This window comes from Oleomonas cavernae, assembly GCF_003590945.1.
In the GTDB taxonomy this organism is placed as follows: domain Bacteria; phylum Pseudomonadota; class Alphaproteobacteria; order Zavarziniales; family Zavarziniaceae; genus Zavarzinia; species Zavarzinia cavernae.
The window spans coordinates 957629-973718 of record NZ_QYUK01000011.1 but is presented as its reverse complement, the minus strand read 5'-3'; the positions used below and the strand labels follow the sequence as shown (position 1 = coordinate 973718).

The window sequence follows — 16090 nt, the reverse complement described above, 5'->3', positions numbered from 1 at the left end:
CGAAGGCCGGGATCCATGCCGAGGGAAATCGGGATCGCGATTGGCACGCAGTGACGAAGATCCCGCGCGTCACGCCAATGGATCCCGGCCTTCGCCGGGATGACGATCGGGGTGGGTATTTCAACAGCGAAAGCCGCTAGCTCATGGCCCGGGTGAGCAGGGCCACGAGCTGGACCTGGCCGGCGGTGTGGGTCTTGCGCAGCATGCTGGCGATGTGGGTGCGGGCGGTGGTGATGCCGATACCACTGCCCGCAGCCGCTTCCTTCAGCGAGCAGCCGGCCACCAGCGCCGTGGCGACTTCGGCTTCCTTGCGGGTCAGGCCGAACAGGGCCTGAAGCCTGGGGCCGAAATCGGGCCGGTCGCGGTGGCCCAGTTCGCGGATGAAGACCGCGGCGAGTCCCCCCATCGGCAGGCCTTCGGCCTGCACGTCGCGCAAGGGCGCAACCGAGAGGGCCAGCGGCGAGCGCCCGGCGGCGCCGGCGATCAGCAGTTCGCCGCCCACCCCCGGCACCCCGTCCGCGCTCTTGCTGGCAGCAATGACAAGCTGGTGCAGCGCCCTGGTCGTCGCCAGGTCGCGGGTCCCTAAGCGGCCGTTGCGGGCGCTGAGGTCGCCCCGGGCGAGGACGGCATCGGCGGCCTCGTTCATGCCGGCAATCTGCTGGTGGCCGTCGACCAGGATCACCGCGAACGGCAGTTGCGCGAAGGCCGAGGCCAGCAGCTTGCTGGTCCTGGATTTCCAGCTTATTTCCGCGGCCCGCTGGAGATGGGGCAGGATCCGCTCGAGCAGATCGGCATCGCGCCGGTCGAAACTCTCCTGGTTGCGGCCGCGCTGAACATCGAAGAACCACGACGAGGCGCCCGAGCGCAGCAGCTTGACCGCCAGGCCGCCGTACATGTCCTGGGGCGCCATCCATTCGGTCCAGAACTTGGACCGTCGCAGGGTCTCACGGCCCACCATCGCGTGATCGCTGTAGACCAGCCCCACGGGCACGGTCTCGAAGACGTTCATCAGCGGATTGGGCTGATAGGCATATTCATCGATGAAACTGATCGCATAGGCCGGATCCGCCGCGGTGCTGATCACGTCCGAGGCCTGGAGATTCGGCCCCTGCCGGCACAGGCAGGCCTTCGAGCCGCCAAACAGGCCGCACAGCGCCTCGATCGTTGCCGGCCATGCCGACGGGTCGTAGGCCGCCTCGTAAAGGCCGGCGACGGCGTTTGCAACAGTATCGATATCAACCCGCGCCATCGGCCGCTCCCGACGTAAACCCACGAAAAGCAACACCCCGTCCCGCAGCCGCGACTATAGTCCGGACGAATGGCCCCGCGGTCAACGCCTGGGACACGAGTATTGGACATGCTGCTGAAACAAAAAATCCTCGATGCCATCGCCGGCGGCCGGATCAGCCTGGTGTTCCGGCGCTGGCAACGCCCGTCGGTGAGCGCGGGCAGAACGATGAAAAGCGCCATCGGCACCCTCGCCATCGAGTCGGTCGACATTGTCGAACCGTCCGCCGTCACCGAGGAAGAAGCCCGGCAAGCCGGCTATGTCAGCCTTCAGGCCCTGCTCGGGTCGCTGGGCGACGGCCCCCTGCCGCTCTACCGCGTCCACCTGCACCTCGCGGGTCCGGACCCGCGCCATGCCCTGGCCCAGGCCGGCGAGATCAGCGACGACGAGCGTCACGCCCTGCGCCGGCGCCTGGATCGCCACGACCGGGCCGGCGGCGGCGAGCCATGGACCAGGGCCTGTCTCGCCCTGATCGGCGCGCAGCCGGAAGTGGCCGCGATCACGCTGGCGGCCCGGGTCGGGATGGAGAAGGACGACTTCAAGCGCCGGGTGCGCAAGCTGAAAGACCTGGGCCTGATCACCGCCCATGCCGTCGGCTACCGGCTGTCGCCACGCGGCCAGGCGTTTCTGGACGGCGAGGCGCCGTCGACGAACGAATGATCTCACGGCAACGCGGTGCGTCCTTCGAGACGCCACCTTCGGCGGCTCCTCAGGATGAGGAAAATCTTTTTGGTATAAAGACTTGCCTCATCCTGAGGAGGGCGCGAAGCGCCCGTCTCGAAGGACGCACGGCGTCGCCCCGAGGCACCCTTACTTCGCCGGCGGTGGGGCCTGGCGCTTTTGCGGGACCTCGATGATCGGCGGGGCCGCGGCGTCGGCGGCCGAATTGCTGCCGTCGACCGCCGAGACGATGTCGCGCAGGATGCCGGGCGCCAGGGCCGAGAGGGCGTTGACGTTCACGTCCGGGTTTTCGATCGCGCCGACCACGCTGTAGTTGAAGGCGAACAGGCCGCCGCCCTCGCCGCCCGTCAGGATATCGCCCACCAGCGGGATGGCGCCCAGGAAGCGGTTGAGGCCGTAGGACGGCACGATGGTGCCGCCGACGCTGATCGAGCGACCCCAGGTGTCATAGGTGCCGGCCAGGGTCATGCCGATGGAGGTGCCATAGGCGCGGGCCTTCTCGATGCGCATGACGTCACTTTCCATGTGCACCCTCGCCTTCAGCGCCTCGAAGCTGATGCCCTCGCCGCCCACCGCTTCGGCGATGCCGGTCAGCGAGGCCAGGGTGAGTATCCGTGCCAGGGTGGGCGTGCGCACCAGCTTGAAATCGCGGATATCGAGATCGGCGGTCAGCGGCCGGTTGGGCTTGGTATCGTCGATCCGGGCGACCAGGCTCAGCGAGCCGCCCTCGATATCGCTGTAGATGCCCAGCAGCCGCGTCCAGGTGCCGGCCTCGCCCGAGGTGATGCGGAACTCGCGGTAACCGGCGGCGGGCGCCAGGGTCAGGTTGAACGTCGCATTGGCGCCGAGCGTCCCGTGGGCCACGGCCGAACGCCAAAGCCCGCCGAAATGACTGCCGTTGGACTTGAAGGCCGACAGCGAAGCCGCATCGTCGAGCAGGATGCGATCGATCGCGATGTCGAAATCGAAGTCCGGCAGGCTGTCGGGCTTGGCCGGATCGGGGCGGTCGGCTTCAGGCAGGCGCTCGGGTGCCGCCCGCGCCAGATATTCCGACAGGTCGAGCACCGCACCGCGCAGCTTGGCCTGGAAGCGCTGGTCCGCTGCCGGGCGCGAGATATCGAAGCTGAGGTCCGTCCGCCCGAATCGCGCCCGGTTCACGGCAAGGCGCAGCAGGGCGCCATCGCGCGTCAACTCGCCGGTGCCGCCGGCAATATCGAGTGCGGGCGCCTTGAATTGCAGGGCATCGATCTTGTAGCGCTGCGCCGCCATCTGGACGCGGAACGACAGCGTGCCCGGCACGGCCGCCTTCTTGGACCAGCCCAGTTCCGGCACGTCGATCGCCGCCTGATCCAGCTTCATGGCCACGGTGATCGCGCCGATGCTCTGCCCCCGCCCTTCCAGCGTGACCGTGGTATCGAGCGGGCCGGTCAGGTGCCGGTCGGCCGGCATGCCCAGTTGCTCGCGCAGTTTCTCGTCCACCAGGCCCGAGGCGGAAAGCCGCGTCGTCACCCCGCCGGGGGCCACCGTGAAGCTCTCGCTCCAGGACAGCGCCACCGCGGTCGGCCCCAGCATGGCCTTGCCCTCGCCGACCGCCTTGGTCTGGTCGACGCTGATGGTGATATCGCCGGCCGTCATCGACAGCGGCCCCACCACCTTGTCGATGCCCAGGTTCGTCAGGTGGCTCGAGGTCGTGAAATTGAGGTTGTCGAGGTCGAGGTCGGCCACCAGGGGCAGGACGAACCGCGCCTTGGTCGCCTGGTTGCCGCTGACCCGCGACGGATCGATGCCCATCTTGCCGGCATAGCCGAGCGGCGGCCGGTCGACCAGCGCCAGCGCCGCGCGGGCCGGGCCGCTGGCGGTGAAGCTGATGTCGCCGGTCTGGTCCTGCTTGTTGAAATCGGTAACCCGTGCCGTGCCGCCCTCCAGCGTCACGATACCCGAGGCGCCCATGTCGACCTTGCCCGCCTCGAAGGCCACATCGATCGCATCGACGGTCATGTGCGCCTTGCCCTCGATGTGGGCGACCGGCGGCAGGCCGTTCAGGTAGTTGACCGAGGTATCGGCAAGATCGAAGTCGCCCGCGAAAATGTCGCCGGGCGGTTCGCTCCGGTCCAGGGCGCCGGGCGGCGCCTTCAAGCGGAACACGCCATTGGTGATATGGCCGCCGCGGATGTTCTGCATCACCCAGCGCCGCCCGTTCACCGACAGTTTCACCGGCCACAGGGCACCCAGCTCGTCGATGGGGGCCTTGGGCATCCTGATCGTCAGGTCCAGCCCCAGGCCGGCCTGCGCGATGGTGATCGTACCGGCGGCATCGACAGAGAATTCGCCGCGGCGCGCCTGTAGCGCATCAAAGCGCAGGACACTGGCGGTCATGTCGAAAGAGCCTTTGAGGCCGATGCTGTCGAGGGTCAGCCCCTCGGGAAACAGCTCGGGCAGGTTGATGCCGCCGGCACCGCCACGCACGTCGAACGACAGGGTCCTGGGCTCGCCCCGGTTGTCGACGGCCAGGGCGACCTGACCGCTCAGGGGCATGACGATGCCGCCCGCCGGGCCGATGATCTCGCCGCCGGAATCGAACAGCGCCGGCACCAGGCCGGCGAAATTCAGCGCCAGGGTCACATCCTGAGTCGCCTGGGCCGGCACCGCGCCGGCAATGTGCAGGCTGACCTGCTCGCCGCCGCTGGACAGGGCGACGTCGGCACGCAGCGCGACCGCGCCATCCAGGCCGCGCATCAGCTCGAAACTGGCATCGGACGCGATCCATGATTTCAGCGTGACCTCGTCCTCGATCAGCAGGTGAGCCCGCACGACCGACAAGGTTGCGAGGTGCCGCAGGGATTCGCTGTTGCCGGGCCCCCGCCGCAGCAGGGCGATGAGCTCGCTGACCGGCGAGCGGCCGTCGTCGGGCCGGTTTTCGGCCGCGACCGCCCCGCCCAGGCCCAGTTCGACCGTGCCGTCGGCGGCACGGCGAATGGAGATCTCGGGCGCCACCAGGGCAACCGCTGTCGGCGCCAGGGTGCCGGTCAACAGCGCCTTGACCGACAGGTCGATATCGGCGCTGGGCAGCTTGGCCATCAGCCGCTGGTCCCGGTCGCGCAATTCGAGCCCGACGATCTGCAAGGTGACGTCGTGGTTGATCCCGCTCCAGGTCAGGACAGTGTCGGCAACGGTGAGCTTCAGGCCGTCGGGATTGGCCGCGAAACTGTCCTCGATCATCGAGGTCAGGAAGCCCAGGGAGATAGGCCCCATGGACAAACGGATGCCGATCGCCAGCACCACGATGATCACCGCGGCGAGCGCACCACCGAACAGATGGGCTGTGAACCGAGAAGCGCGCCGTACCACTTTCGAGAAAACCTCGTCCAGAAACCGCCTGTTGTTCCGCGACCCCGGCTGATTGACGACGACAGCGTGGCGCCGCAGCGCGTCACCGCTCCCTAGCAGGTTTACCTTGACCAGACCATCTGCCCGGTCAAGGTAAACCTACAAAATTCAGGTTCCCCAACAGGCTCGAGAAAACTTGACCAGCGTAAACCTTGGCCTGCCCAGCAAAGCCCCCTGCCCGCCCGCCCAAGCCCATCCCGATGTCCGGCGCGTGATCGAAGGCTTCGACGCCGCCCGGGGCGGGGCGGCGCCGGCGGGCGAGCAGGGCGACATCCTGGCAGTCCTGGCCATCTTCGCGGCCTACAGCCCCTATCTGTCGACCCTGGCGCAGCGCGACCCCGCGGCGCTTGCGCAGATCGTTGCCCAGGGCCCCGCAGCCTTCCTCGACGCGCTGTGGCCCAGCCTGACCCCCGCGGCGACCGCCGGCCTGGCCCTCGATGCGCTGATGCGGCGGCTGCGCCAGGCCAAGGCGCAGGTGGCCCTGGCGACCGCGGTGGGCGACCTCACCGCGGGCTGGCCCCTGTTGCAGACCACCCGGGCGCTCAGCCATTTCGCCGGCCTCGCCCTGCGGGCGGCGACGGCCCATGTCCTGCGCGAGGCGGCGGCCAAGGGCGAGTTGACCCTGGCCGATGCGGCCGATCCGGAAAGCCGCTGCGGCCTCATCGTGCTGGCCATGGGCAAGCTCGGCGCGGGCGAGCTCAACTATTCCAGCGATATCGACCTGATCGTCTTCTATGACGACGATGTCATCCGGGCGACCGGCAAGCGCACGCCGTCCGAGCTCTTCGTCCGTCTGACCAAGACCCTGGTCAAGATCATCCAGGAGCGCACCGCCGACGGCTATGTCTTCCGCGTCGACCTGCGGCTGCGCCCCGATCCGGGTGCCATGCCGATCGCGCTGTCGACCGACATCGCCGAAAACTACTACCAGAGCCTGGGCCAGAACTGGGAACGGGCGGCGATGATCAAGGCCCTGCCCCTGGCCGGCGACATCGAGGCGGGCCACGATTTCCTGCAGCGCATCCGGCCCTTCGTGTGGCGCAAGCACCTCGATTTCGCCGCGGTGCGCGACATCCAGCGCATGAAGGAGAAAATCCGCGATCACCACGGCCATGGCGACATCGGCGTCGAAGGCCATGACGTGAAACTGGGGCCGGGCGGCATTCGCGAGGTCGAATTCTTCGTCCAGATCCAGCAGTTGATCTCGGGCGGCCGTGACCCCGCCCTGCGCCAGCCGGCGACCCTGGCCATGCTCGACCACCTGGCCGCGATCGGGCGCCTGCCGCCGGCCGACCATGACACCCTCATCGCCGGCTACTGCTTCCTGCGCCACCTCGAACATCGCCTGCAGATGGTCGAGGACGCACAGACGCACCGGCTGCCCGAGGCGCCTGAAGCGGTCGCCCAGATCGGGCGCTTCATGGGTTACGGCGATGCGACCGTCTTCCGCGCCGACCTGCTGGGCCACCTGGCGGCGATCCAGCGCCGTTTCACCGCCCTGTTCGCCGCCGATGACACGGCCGACCCCACCGATCGCCCGCCTGGCCTGCCGCGGGACGAGGCGGCCATGGCCGAACGCCTGGCCGCGGCCGGGTTCAAGGAACCGGGCAAGGCCGCCTTGATCGTCACCGGCTGGCGGATCGGCCGCTATCGCTGCTTCCGCCACGAACGGGCCCGCGTCCTGGTCGAGGGCATCGCCCCGGTGCTGATGGCAGCGCTGGCGCGGACCGGCGAACCCGACAGCGCCCTGGTCCGCCTGGACCAGTTCCTGTCGCGCCTGCCGGCCGGGGTGCAGTTGTTCTCGCTGCTCGATGCCAACCGCGCCCTGCTCGACCTGCTGGCCGAGATCATGGGCAGCGCGCCCCTGCTGGCCGAGACGCTGAGCCGCCGGCCCGGCCTGCTCGACAGCGTGGTGGGCGGCGAGGCGCTGCGCCCGATCACCAGGCCCGAGCCGTTGCGGCGCGAGCTGGATACCGCGCTATGCGATGTGACCGATTATCAGGATGTCCTCGATTCGGTGCGCCGCTGGACCGCCGACCGGCGCTTTGCCGTAGGCATCCAGTTGCTGCGCGGCCTGATCGACCACGCCGCCGCAGGCCAAGCCCTGACCCTGATTGCCGATAGCGTGATCGAGCGGTTGCTGGCGACGGTGTCGCAGGCCTTTCAGGCCGCGCACGGCCGCATCCCCGGCGGCGGTTTCGCCGTGCTGGGCTTTGGCAAGCTGGGCGGCCGGGAACTGACCGTCACCTCCGACCTCGACCTGGTGTTCATCTTTTCGGTGCCGGACGGCACCGTGGGCTCGGACGGCGCCAAACCGCTCACCCCCGGCCTCTACTACACGCGGCTGGGTCAGCGCCTGATCGCCGCCATGTCGGCGCTCACCGCCGAAGGCAGCCTCTATGAGGTCGACATGGCCCTGCGCCCTGCCGGCAGCAAGGGGCCGCTGGTCTCGACCCTGAAGGGGTTCGGCGACTACTACCAGGGCGAGGCCTGGACCTGGGAGCATCTGGCCCTGACCCGGGCGCGCGTCGTCGGCGCTGACGGGGCGGCTTTCGCCGACCAGGCCGCCGCCCTGCTCGACCGAATCAAGCGCCTGCCGCGCGACGCCGCCCGGGTGCGGGGCGACATCGCGGCGATGCGCGGGCGCATGGACAAGGACCGCCCGGCCCGCGATCGCTGGGACTTGAAGCTCTGCCCCGGCGGCCTCGTCGATATCGAGTTCATCGTGCAGAGCCTGATGCTGGTGACCAGCGCCAAGCAGCCGGCGCCGCTGCCGACCGAAACCGCCGCGATGATCGCGCGCCTCCTGGCGCAGGGCCGGCTCGATGCCGCGCAGGCCGGCCTGCTGGACGAGGCGCTGCGCCTGGCCGCCGGCCTCTCGGCCCTGTTGCGGCTGACGGCCGGCGATCCGTTCGTCCCCGACCAGGCATCGGACAGGCTGAAGACCCTGCTGGCGCGCCAAGCCGGCGTTGCCGATTTCGCCGCCCTGACGGCCACGCTCGACCGCCTCCAGCCGGCGGTGCGAGCGCTGTTTGCGACCCTGGTCGGCGATCCTGCCAGCACCTATGTTCAAGGCAGCGGCGCCGGGACCGGCGCGCTCGAACCATCAGGAGGCCTGAATGACGACGCTATCGCCCGGTGATGCCGCGCCCGCCTTCTCGTTGCCGGCCAACGGCGGCGGCAAGGTCAAGCTGAGCGACCTCAAAGGCAAGAAGGTCGTCCTCTATTTCTATCCCAAGGACGACACCACCGGCTGTACCAGGGAAGCGATCGGCTTTACCGAAAAGATCGCCGCCTTCGAGCAGGCGGGCGCGGTCGTCATCGGAGTCTCCCGCGACAGCGTCGCCGCCCACGACAAATTCGTGAAGAAGCACGCCCTGTCGGTCACCCTGGCCGCCGACGAGGAGGGCAAGGTCACCGAAGCCTATGGCGTCTGGGTCGAAAAGAGCATGTATGGCCGAAAGTACATGGGCATCGAACGGGCGACCTATCTGATCGACGCCAAGGGCAAGATCGCCAATATCTGGCGCAAAGTCAGCGTGAACGGCCATGTCGACGCGGTTTTGGCGGCCGTCCAGGCGGCCTGATCGGGCGATGCCACCATGATCGGGGACGGGTGCGGCGGCTTAAGCGGTTGACAAGATCGTGCCATTCTGGCGCCAATGTCGCGTCTGTCCTCCCCAGAGACTGTCCCGACGTCGCAATGTCCCCCGACGCCAAACATCGCCCTTTGCCCTCGCGCCGAACCTGGTTCGCGCCCCGCGAGATTGCCATCCGCAACGCCTGGGGCGTGCGCTGGATCAGGCTGTCGCGTGGCGCCCAGGTTTCCGCCCTGGCCCTCGGGTTGGCGGCTTTCGGCTGGGTCAGCCACGCCACCATCACCACCTTGAGCATGCGGCCGGCCGACGACGGCCGTGACGAGACCATCGCGCAGTTGCAGGCCGACCTGGCCAGGCAGGCCCAGCTCAACGGCGAAGTCGCCGCCCTGCGCGCCCAGCGCGATGCCGCCGAGGCCGCCCGCACCATCCTCGAAAAGCAGATGACGGCGCGGGCGAACGACCGCGACGAGGCCCGCCCCACCAATCCCGCCCTGCCGGCCGCCGCCCCCGCGATGGCCGACGACAGCGCGGCGCTCAGCCTCGAACTATCGGCCGCCTATGATGAACGCCGGCGCCTGCTGGAGAGCCTGCAGGTGGCCGAGGATCGCCTGGCCGCGATGGAACGCACCGCCGGCGCGACCCGCGACCTTCTGGCCCAGGCCGAGCGCCGGGCGACCACGCTGAGTGACCGTATCGTTGCCCTCGAGACGGTCCAGGGTGCCTTGGTCGACCGCCTGACCCCGGCGACCGCCATGGAACTGACCAGGCTGGAAGGACAGTTGGGCAGCACCGGCCTCGACCTCAGCCGCATCGTGCCCACCGGCGGTCCCGGCCAGGGCGGCCCGCTCGTCGAACTGGCCCAGGCGCCCCCGCCGCCCGGCAGCGCCGTCGAAAAGCCGGAAAGCCGCGACCGCCTGCTGTTGCTGACCAGCGGCATCGTCCGCCTCGACACGCTGCGCGCCGCCCTCCCCGCCATTCCGCTGGCCACCCCGCTGACGCACTACGAGTTGCGCAGCGGCTTTGGCACGCGCATGGACCCGTTCAGGCGCCGCGCCGCCTTCCATGCCGGGCTCGACTTTGCCGCCCCGATCGGCACGCCGGTCAAGGTGACGGCACCGGGCGAAGTGGTCGACGCCGGCTGGGAAGGCGCCTATGGCCGCGCCGTGCGGGTGCGCCATGCCTTCGGGATTGAGACCCGCTATGCCCACCTGCGCAGCATCTCGGTAAAGGTCGGCGACAAGCTCGAAGCCGGCGACGTGGTCGGCAAGCTCGGCAGTTCGGGCCGCTCCACCGGGCCGCATGTTCATTACGAAGTGATGCTCGACGACGTTCCGCGTGATCCCATCCCATTCATCGAGGCTGGCCGTCATGTTCAACAAACCCAAGACGACAAATAAGCGCCCGACGCCGCCGTCCCTGTTTGCCGAGAACCTGACGATCGAGGGCAACCTCAATTCGACGGGCGACCTGCAGATCGACGGCACCGTAACCGGCGACATTACCTGCCGGACCCTGACCCTGGGCGAGGACGGCGTGGTCAACGGCGAGATAAGGGCCGAAACCGTCCACGTCCGCGGCCGTGTCGAGGGTCGCATCATCGCCGCCACTGTCGAATTGGCGGCATCTGCCAACATCACCGGCGACATCCTGCACGACAGCCTAGGCGTCGAAGCCGGCGCCCGCGTCGAGGGTAATCTCAAGCGTCGCCCATCGGCGAGCGCCGAACCGGTCAAGCTGATCGAGGGTACCAAGCCCTCGCTGGTGCTCACGAACAGTTGATTGCCGCCGCCTGGCGGGCGGCCGCCAGGAACGGGGCGATGAAGCCCTCCCCGTTCGGCGACAGCGCGGCGAAGCGCTCGAGGCAGCCGACCGCCTCGGCCCAGTGCCGGAGCTTGAAACAAATCCTGGCGGCGAGCTGCCAGAAGGCCATGACCCCATCGTCGAGGTGGAGTGCCTGCGATACCTCGGCATGGGCTTCCGCAAGCCGGCCGGCTTCGAGCAGGATCGTTGCAAGTTCGGCATGAAGTGCCGGATCGTCGGGGGCGACGGCCAGCCCCGCCCGGACCTGAACCGCCGCCTGCGCCGGCCGGCCCAGAAACCGGCTGACCCGCGCGGCCAGCAGCCACGGCCGGGGCGCCTTGGGAACCAGGTCGATTACGCGCAGATAGTGGCCCAGGGCATCGTCGGGTTGGCCTTGGGCGCGGGCGATATCACCCAGCAACTCGTAACCGGCGGCCAGCCTGCCATCGCGCGAGAGGGCATCCCGGCACGCCATCGCGGCCTCGTCGCGCCGGCCCGCGGCATTGAGGGCGACGGCGCGAAAATAGTGATGGGTCGCCGACTGCGGCCAACGGCTTGCCACCATGGCCGCCTTGTCCGCCGCCGCCGCATGGTCCCCGTCATGCAGGAGCCGGCGAACGTCCAATTCGGCCGCCGCTTCATCGAGATCCTGGCAACGCAGATCCCCGAACAGGATCTGCTCATCGACCGCCTGGTTGTCGGTCACCGGCGGGACCAAGGCAAACTCCGCGCGCTCGAGAATGACGATGTCGGGCCGCTCGCGCACGATCACGTCGAACAGCATCCGGTTGCCGCACCTGATCAGGATCAAGCGCCGGAACGAGCGGATCAGGAACGGCAGCATGGCGACGGTGAACGACCCGCGAAACATCACCGCCGTGGGCAAGGCCGGATCGCCGCCATCGAACTCGGCAAAACTCAAGCCGCCTTCGGTCCTCACGGTATCCCGCCGCTGCGCCGCCGCCGAGGCACAGTCGGCGATCGGCACGCTCGCGGCGCGCCTGCCCGGGACCTGGGCCCCCAGCAGGCCCAGGGCTTCACCGTCGCGCCACCGGATATCGCCCGCCTCGACGGTGCGCGCCGCGGGCAGGTGCCGGCGCACCCGCGCCATCAGCGCGCGGTAGCCGGCATAGGCGCCCCAGGCCGTCCAGTGAAAATCATCCGGCGGATAGGCGGGGCGCTGGTGGTGGGCCTTGCGGATCGTTTCGAGCGGATAGACGAAGTCCGCGCGTTCGGCGGCCGATAGTTCCCGCGCCAGGCGCCGGTACGGCCCGTTCGCGGGATCGAAGCGCACGCCCGGCGGCAACTTTTTGGGGACCAGGAATGCAGGATCGGGCGGCGCGATGGCAACGAAGGGAATGCCCAGCGCCGCAAGATCGGCACGGCGACGGCGATGGGTTGCGGCCATGCGCCGGAACACCGTCTGCGACAGGGTCTCTGGATGGCGATACCAGACAAAGTGATCCTGACCGCGAAGACCGGTCAGGAAGAGCCAGTCGTCGCGTCCCTCCATCACCGGAAACGGCAAGGTCGATAGGGTCAAGGCATTCCCCCCGGGAACACCTCGACCGTGAACCGCTAGCCCGACGCGGTCAACACTGCTTGCATAGACGGTGCAAAATCAATCCAGGTCGCTGACCTCGGTCCCACTGCCTTCGACGCGCGCGGCCAGGGCTGCGGCCATGAAGCGATCGAGATCGCCGTTCAGCACGCCCTGGGTGTCGGAGGTTTCGGCCCCGGTGCGCAGGTCCTTCACCATCTGATAGGGCTGCAGCACGTAGGAGCGGATCTGGTGGCCCCAGCCGATGGCGGTCTTCTCGTCCGCCTGGGCCTGGGCCGCTTCCTCGCGGATCTGCAATTCGCGCTCGTAGAGGCGGGCTTTGAGCATCGACATGGCCTGCGAGCGGTTCTTGTGCTGCGAGCGGTCGCTCTGGCAGGCGACCACGATGCCGGTGGGCATGTGGGTGATGCGGATGGCCGAGTCTGTCTTGTTGACGTGCTGGCCGCCGGCGCCCGAGGCGCGATAGGTGTCGATGCGCAGGTCCTTGTCCAGGATCTCGACCTCGATCGTGTCGTCGACCACCGGGTAGACCCAGACGCTGGCAAAGCTGGTCTGGCGCCGGGCGTTTGAATCGAAGGGCGAAATGCGCACCAAGCGGTGCACGCCCGACTCGGTCTTCATCCAGCCATAGGCGTTCAAGCCCTTGACCATGATGGTGGCGCTCTTGATGCCGGCCTGTTCCCCGGCGCTGTCTTCCATCAACTCGACCTTGTAGCCGTGCTGCTCGGCCCAGCGGGTATACATGCGCAGCAGCATCTCGGCCCAGTCCTGGGCCTCGGTGCCACCGGCACCGGCGTTGACTTCGAGATAGCTGTCATTGGCATCGGCCTCGCCCGAGAGCAGCGCCTTCACTTCCGCCCCGGCCGCATCGTCGCGCAGGCCGCGCAGCGTGGTGACGGCGTCGTCGACCATGGTCTCGTCCCCCTCGGCTTCGGCCATCTCGGCCAGATCGAGGGTGTCGCGCAATTCCGCCTCGAGCCGGCGATAGGCGCCGATCGCATCTTCCAGGCGGGTGCGCTCGCGCATGATCTTCTGCGCTTCTGTGGGATCGTTCCACAGGCTGGGGTCTTCGACCCGGGCGTTCAGCTCGTCCAGGCGGACGTTGGCAACGTCCCAGTCAAAGATGCCTCCTCAGCAGTTCCAACGACTGCTTGATCTCGGCTTGCAGGGATTCGACGTCGGCGCGCATGGGTTCTAGCACTCGTGATGGGGTCGCACGGTATAGCCGGGAACGGCCGCCCCGATCAACTCAATAGAGCCCGCCGGTCGCGCTGTCGCCCGCGGCCGGTGCGCCGCCGCCCGGCGACGGCGCGCCGATGGCCCCCAGGAAGTCGCTGTCGTTGCCGAAGCCGTCCATGGTGAAGCTGCCGTCGGCCGAACCGTCGAGCACCGGGCGCGAACCGAAGGGCTCGGTGCCGGGCTTGAAGGCTTCGAAGATCGCCCGCTCGCCGGGGCCGGCGGGCGCACCGGTGGCCGGGTTCACGCGCACGAAGCGCAGGCCCGGCGGAATGCGGAACGGTATGCCCGGCTTGTCGGCCAGGGCCGCCTTCATGAAGTCGCGGAAGATCGGCGCCGCGACCACGCCGCCCGTCTCCTTGCCGCCCAGGGTACGCGGCTGGTCGAAGCCGACGAAGACGCCGGCGACCAGATCGGGCGAGAAGCCGATGAACCAGACGTCCTTGCTGTCGTTCGAGGTGCCGGTCTTGCCTGCGATCGGCTTGCCCACGGCGCGAACCCGGCCGCCGGTGCCCCGCTCGACCACGCCCTGGAGGATCGAGACCATCTGATAGGCGGTGCCGGCGTCGATCACCTCGGGCCGGTTGTCGGGAATGACCGGCGGCGCCTGGTCCGAGAAGCTGGTGGCGCCGCAACCCTCGCACGGGCGCATGTCGTGCTTGAAGACCGTGCGGCCGCGGCGGTCCTGGACCCGGTCGATGAAGCTGGGGGTGATCTTCTTGCCGCCGTTGACGAACTGGCCATAGGCCGCGGTCATGCGCAGCAAGGTGGTCTCGCCCGCCCCCAGCGACATGGCGAGGTAAGGCGGCAGGTCGATGACCACGCCGAAGCGTTCGGCCAGGGCCTTCACCTTGTCGATGCCCAGGTAATAGGCCAGGCGCGCGGTCACCAGGTTGCGCGATTTCTCCAGCGCGACCCGCAGGGTGATGGCGCCTAAGAAATCATGGCCGTAGTTGGCCGGCCGCCACGGCGGCATGCCCGGCCCCTGGTCGGCGACGAAGGGCGAATCCATCACCAGGGTGGAGGGGGTCAGGCCGGATTCAAGGGCGGTCGCATAGACGAAGGGCTTGAAGGTCGAACCGGGCTGGCGCAGGGCCTGGGTCGCGCGGTTGAACTGGCTCTCGTTGTAGGACCAGCCCCCGACCATGGCCAGGACACGGCCGGTATGGGGGTCGAGCGCCACCAGGGCGCCGCCGACATTGGGGATCTGGCGCAGGCCAAAGACACCCTCGCCCGCCTTCAGTTCCTCGACGGCGACGACATCGCCCACCTTGAACACGTCGCCGGGCTTGCGCGGCGCACCGCCCACACCCTGGTTGGCGGTGGTCGGCCGCGCCCAGGTCAGCTCGCTCAGGGGGATCGTGCCCTTGGCGCCGTCGAGCAGGCCGATCGACGCCGCCTTGGCATCGCTCGACAGCACCACCGCCATGCGCCAGGGCTTGATCCCCGGCACTATTAGGCCCGGCGGAATCGGCACTTCGCGCAAGGCCGCCAGCCAGTCGGTGGCGGCGTCGATGCGGGTGATCGGGCCGCGCCAGCCGTGGCGGCGGTCGTAATCGATCAGGCCTTCACGCAGCGCCTTCTCGGCCAGGGCCTGCATCGCCGGATCGATGCTGGTGCGCACGCTGAGGCCGCCTTCATAGAGCGCGGCATCGCCATAGAGCGAGACGATCTCGCGGCGCACTTCCTCGGCGAAATAATCGGCGCGGGTGGTGTTGCCCTGGCTGGCGTCACGCACGGTCAGGGGCGTGGCCTTGGCCTCCTGCCACTGTTCCTGGGTGATGCGCCCGTCCTCGTACATGCGGTCCAGCACCCAGTTGCGCCTGGTCGTCGCGGCTTCGCGCTGCTTGATCGGGTGATAGTTGGACGGTGCCTTGGGCAGCGCCGCCAGATAGGCGATCTCGGCGACCGAAAGCTTGTCGAGCGGCTTGTCGAAATAGTTGAGCGAGGCGGCGGCGACGCCGTAGGAGCCCATGCCGAGGTAGATCTCGTTGAGATAGAGTTCGAGAATCCGGTCCTTGGAGAAGGTGCGTTCGATCCTGAAGGTCAAGATCGCCTCGCGGATCTTGCGGCCGTAGGAGACCTCGTTGCCGAGGAGGAAGTTCTTGGCCACCTGCTGGGTGATGGTCGAGGCGCCGACCGGCCGGCGATCGCTGCCCATGTTGCGCAGGTTGGTGAACAGGGCGCGGATCACGCCCGAGAAATCGATGCCGCCATGCTCGTAGAAGCTCTTGTCCTCGGCCGAGAGGAAGGCGCCGATGACCTGGGGCGGAATGGCGGTGATGGGCACGAACAGGCGGCGCTCGCGGGCATATTCAGCCAGCAGCGAACCGTCGCCGGCGTGCAGGCGCGTGGTGACCGGCGGCTCGTAGACCGCGAGCTGCCGGTAGTCGGGCAGGTCGCGCGAATAGAAATGCACGGCGCCGAGCACTGCCAGCAACCCGACGATCGCGAGGATCGCGAACGCACCGAAAATGAAACCGAGAAAGCGCATGTAACGCCGTTGCATGGGACCGCCAGCGCCGACTTATAGCGTTA

General features: G+C 68.5%; 10 protein-coding genes. 5 read left to right on the top strand and 5 right to left on the bottom strand.

The features are described 5' to 3' along the window. Positions 1 to 136: 136 nt before the first annotated feature. Entirely contained in the window at positions 137 to 1249 is a 1113-nt protein-coding gene (locus D3874_RS08300; RefSeq protein ID WP_119777666.1) for a helix-turn-helix transcriptional regulator, read from the bottom strand. A 108-nt stretch (positions 1250 to 1357) separates the two neighbouring features. Between D3874_RS08300 and D3874_RS08295 the strand changes: the two genes are divergently transcribed. Beyond that, positions 1358 to 1948, top strand: coding sequence for an ASCH domain-containing protein (locus tag D3874_RS08295; protein ID WP_119777665.1), 591 nt, complete (start codon positions 1358 to 1360; stop codon positions 1946 to 1948). 150 nt (positions 1949 to 2098) lie between these two features. Here D3874_RS08295 and D3874_RS08290 read toward each other — a convergent pair whose 3' ends face one another. Continuing rightward, positions 2099 to 5317, bottom strand: a complete 3219-nt coding sequence (locus D3874_RS08290; RefSeq protein WP_147385576.1) for a DUF3971 domain-containing protein — start codon at positions 5315 to 5317, stop codon at positions 2099 to 2101. A 175-nt stretch (positions 5318 to 5492) separates the two neighbouring features. On the opposite strand from D3874_RS08290, the gene D3874_RS08285 reads away from it, so the two are divergent. The 4 genes from D3874_RS08285 (at position 5493) to D3874_RS08270 (ending at position 10734) form a co-directional block, all read left to right on the top strand. Continuing rightward, positions 5493 to 8498: a bifunctional [glutamine synthetase] adenylyltransferase/[glutamine synthetase]-adenylyl-L-tyrosine phosphorylase gene (locus tag D3874_RS08285; RefSeq protein ID WP_158595898.1), complete on the top strand. Its 3006-nt coding sequence runs from the start codon at positions 5493 to 5495 to the stop codon at positions 8496 to 8498. Beyond that, positions 8476 to 8943: a thioredoxin-dependent thiol peroxidase gene (gene bcp / locus D3874_RS08280; RefSeq protein WP_119777662.1), complete on the top strand. Its 468-nt coding sequence runs from the start codon at positions 8476 to 8478 to the stop codon at positions 8941 to 8943. The genes D3874_RS08285 and bcp overlap by 23 nt, the downstream gene beginning before the upstream one ends. Positions 8944 to 9059: 116 nt before the next feature. Next, a complete protein-coding gene (locus tag D3874_RS30120) occupies positions 9060 to 10352 on the top strand; it encodes a M23 family metallopeptidase (protein WP_147385575.1) in 1293 nt (430 codons plus the stop codon). Then, positions 10324 to 10734 (top strand): bactofilin family protein, encoded by a 411-nt coding sequence (locus D3874_RS08270; RefSeq protein ID WP_119777660.1) that lies wholly within the window; start codon positions 10324 to 10326, stop codon positions 10732 to 10734. Before D3874_RS30120 ends, D3874_RS08270 begins: the two co-directional genes overlap by 29 nt. Here D3874_RS08270 and D3874_RS08265 read toward each other — a convergent pair. From D3874_RS08265 to D3874_RS08255, 3 genes are all read right to left on the bottom strand, one after another. Next, positions 10721 to 12298, bottom strand: a complete 1578-nt coding sequence (locus tag D3874_RS08265; RefSeq protein WP_147385574.1) for an alginate O-acetyltransferase AlgX-related protein — start codon at positions 12296 to 12298, stop codon at positions 10721 to 10723. The genes D3874_RS08270 and D3874_RS08265 overlap by 14 nt on opposite strands. A 78-nt stretch (positions 12299 to 12376) precedes the next feature. After that, a protein-coding gene (gene prfB, locus D3874_RS08260) for a peptide chain release factor 2 (protein ID WP_119777658.1) occupies positions 12377 to 13505 on the bottom strand; the annotation gives its coding sequence in 2 pieces (ribosomal slippage) (positions 12377 to 13435 and positions 13437 to 13505; 1128 coding nt in all). Positions 13506 to 13565: 60 nt separating this feature from the next. Next, complete coding sequence (locus D3874_RS08255) at positions 13566 to 16061, bottom strand: penicillin-binding protein 1A (RefSeq protein WP_233559876.1); 2496 nt, start codon at positions 16059 to 16061, stop codon at positions 13566 to 13568. Positions 16062 to 16090 lie beyond the last annotated feature (29 nt).

What these genes read in the sequence shown, in the direction of transcription:
- D3874_RS08300 (WP_119777666.1), bottom strand. Translation starts at nt 1,249, where the DNA reads ATGGCGCGGGTTGATATCGATACTGTTGCAAACGCCGTCGCCGGCCTT.
- D3874_RS08295 (WP_119777665.1), top strand. Translation starts at nt 1,358, where the DNA reads ATGCTGCTGAAACAAAAAATCCTCGATGCCATCGCCGGCGGCCGGATC.
- bcp (WP_119777662.1), top strand. Translation starts at nt 8,476, where the DNA reads ATGACGACGCTATCGCCCGGTGATGCCGCGCCCGCCTTCTCGTTGCCG.
- D3874_RS30120 (WP_147385575.1), top strand. Translation starts at nt 9,060, where the DNA reads ATGTCCCCCGACGCCAAACATCGCCCTTTGCCCTCGCGCCGAACCTGG.
- D3874_RS08270 (WP_119777660.1), top strand. Translation starts at nt 10,324, where the DNA reads ATGTTCAACAAACCCAAGACGACAAATAAGCGCCCGACGCCGCCGTCC.
- D3874_RS08255 (WP_233559876.1), bottom strand. Translation starts at nt 16,061, where the DNA reads ATGCAACGGCGTTACATGCGCTTTCTCGGTTTCATTTTCGGTGCGTTC.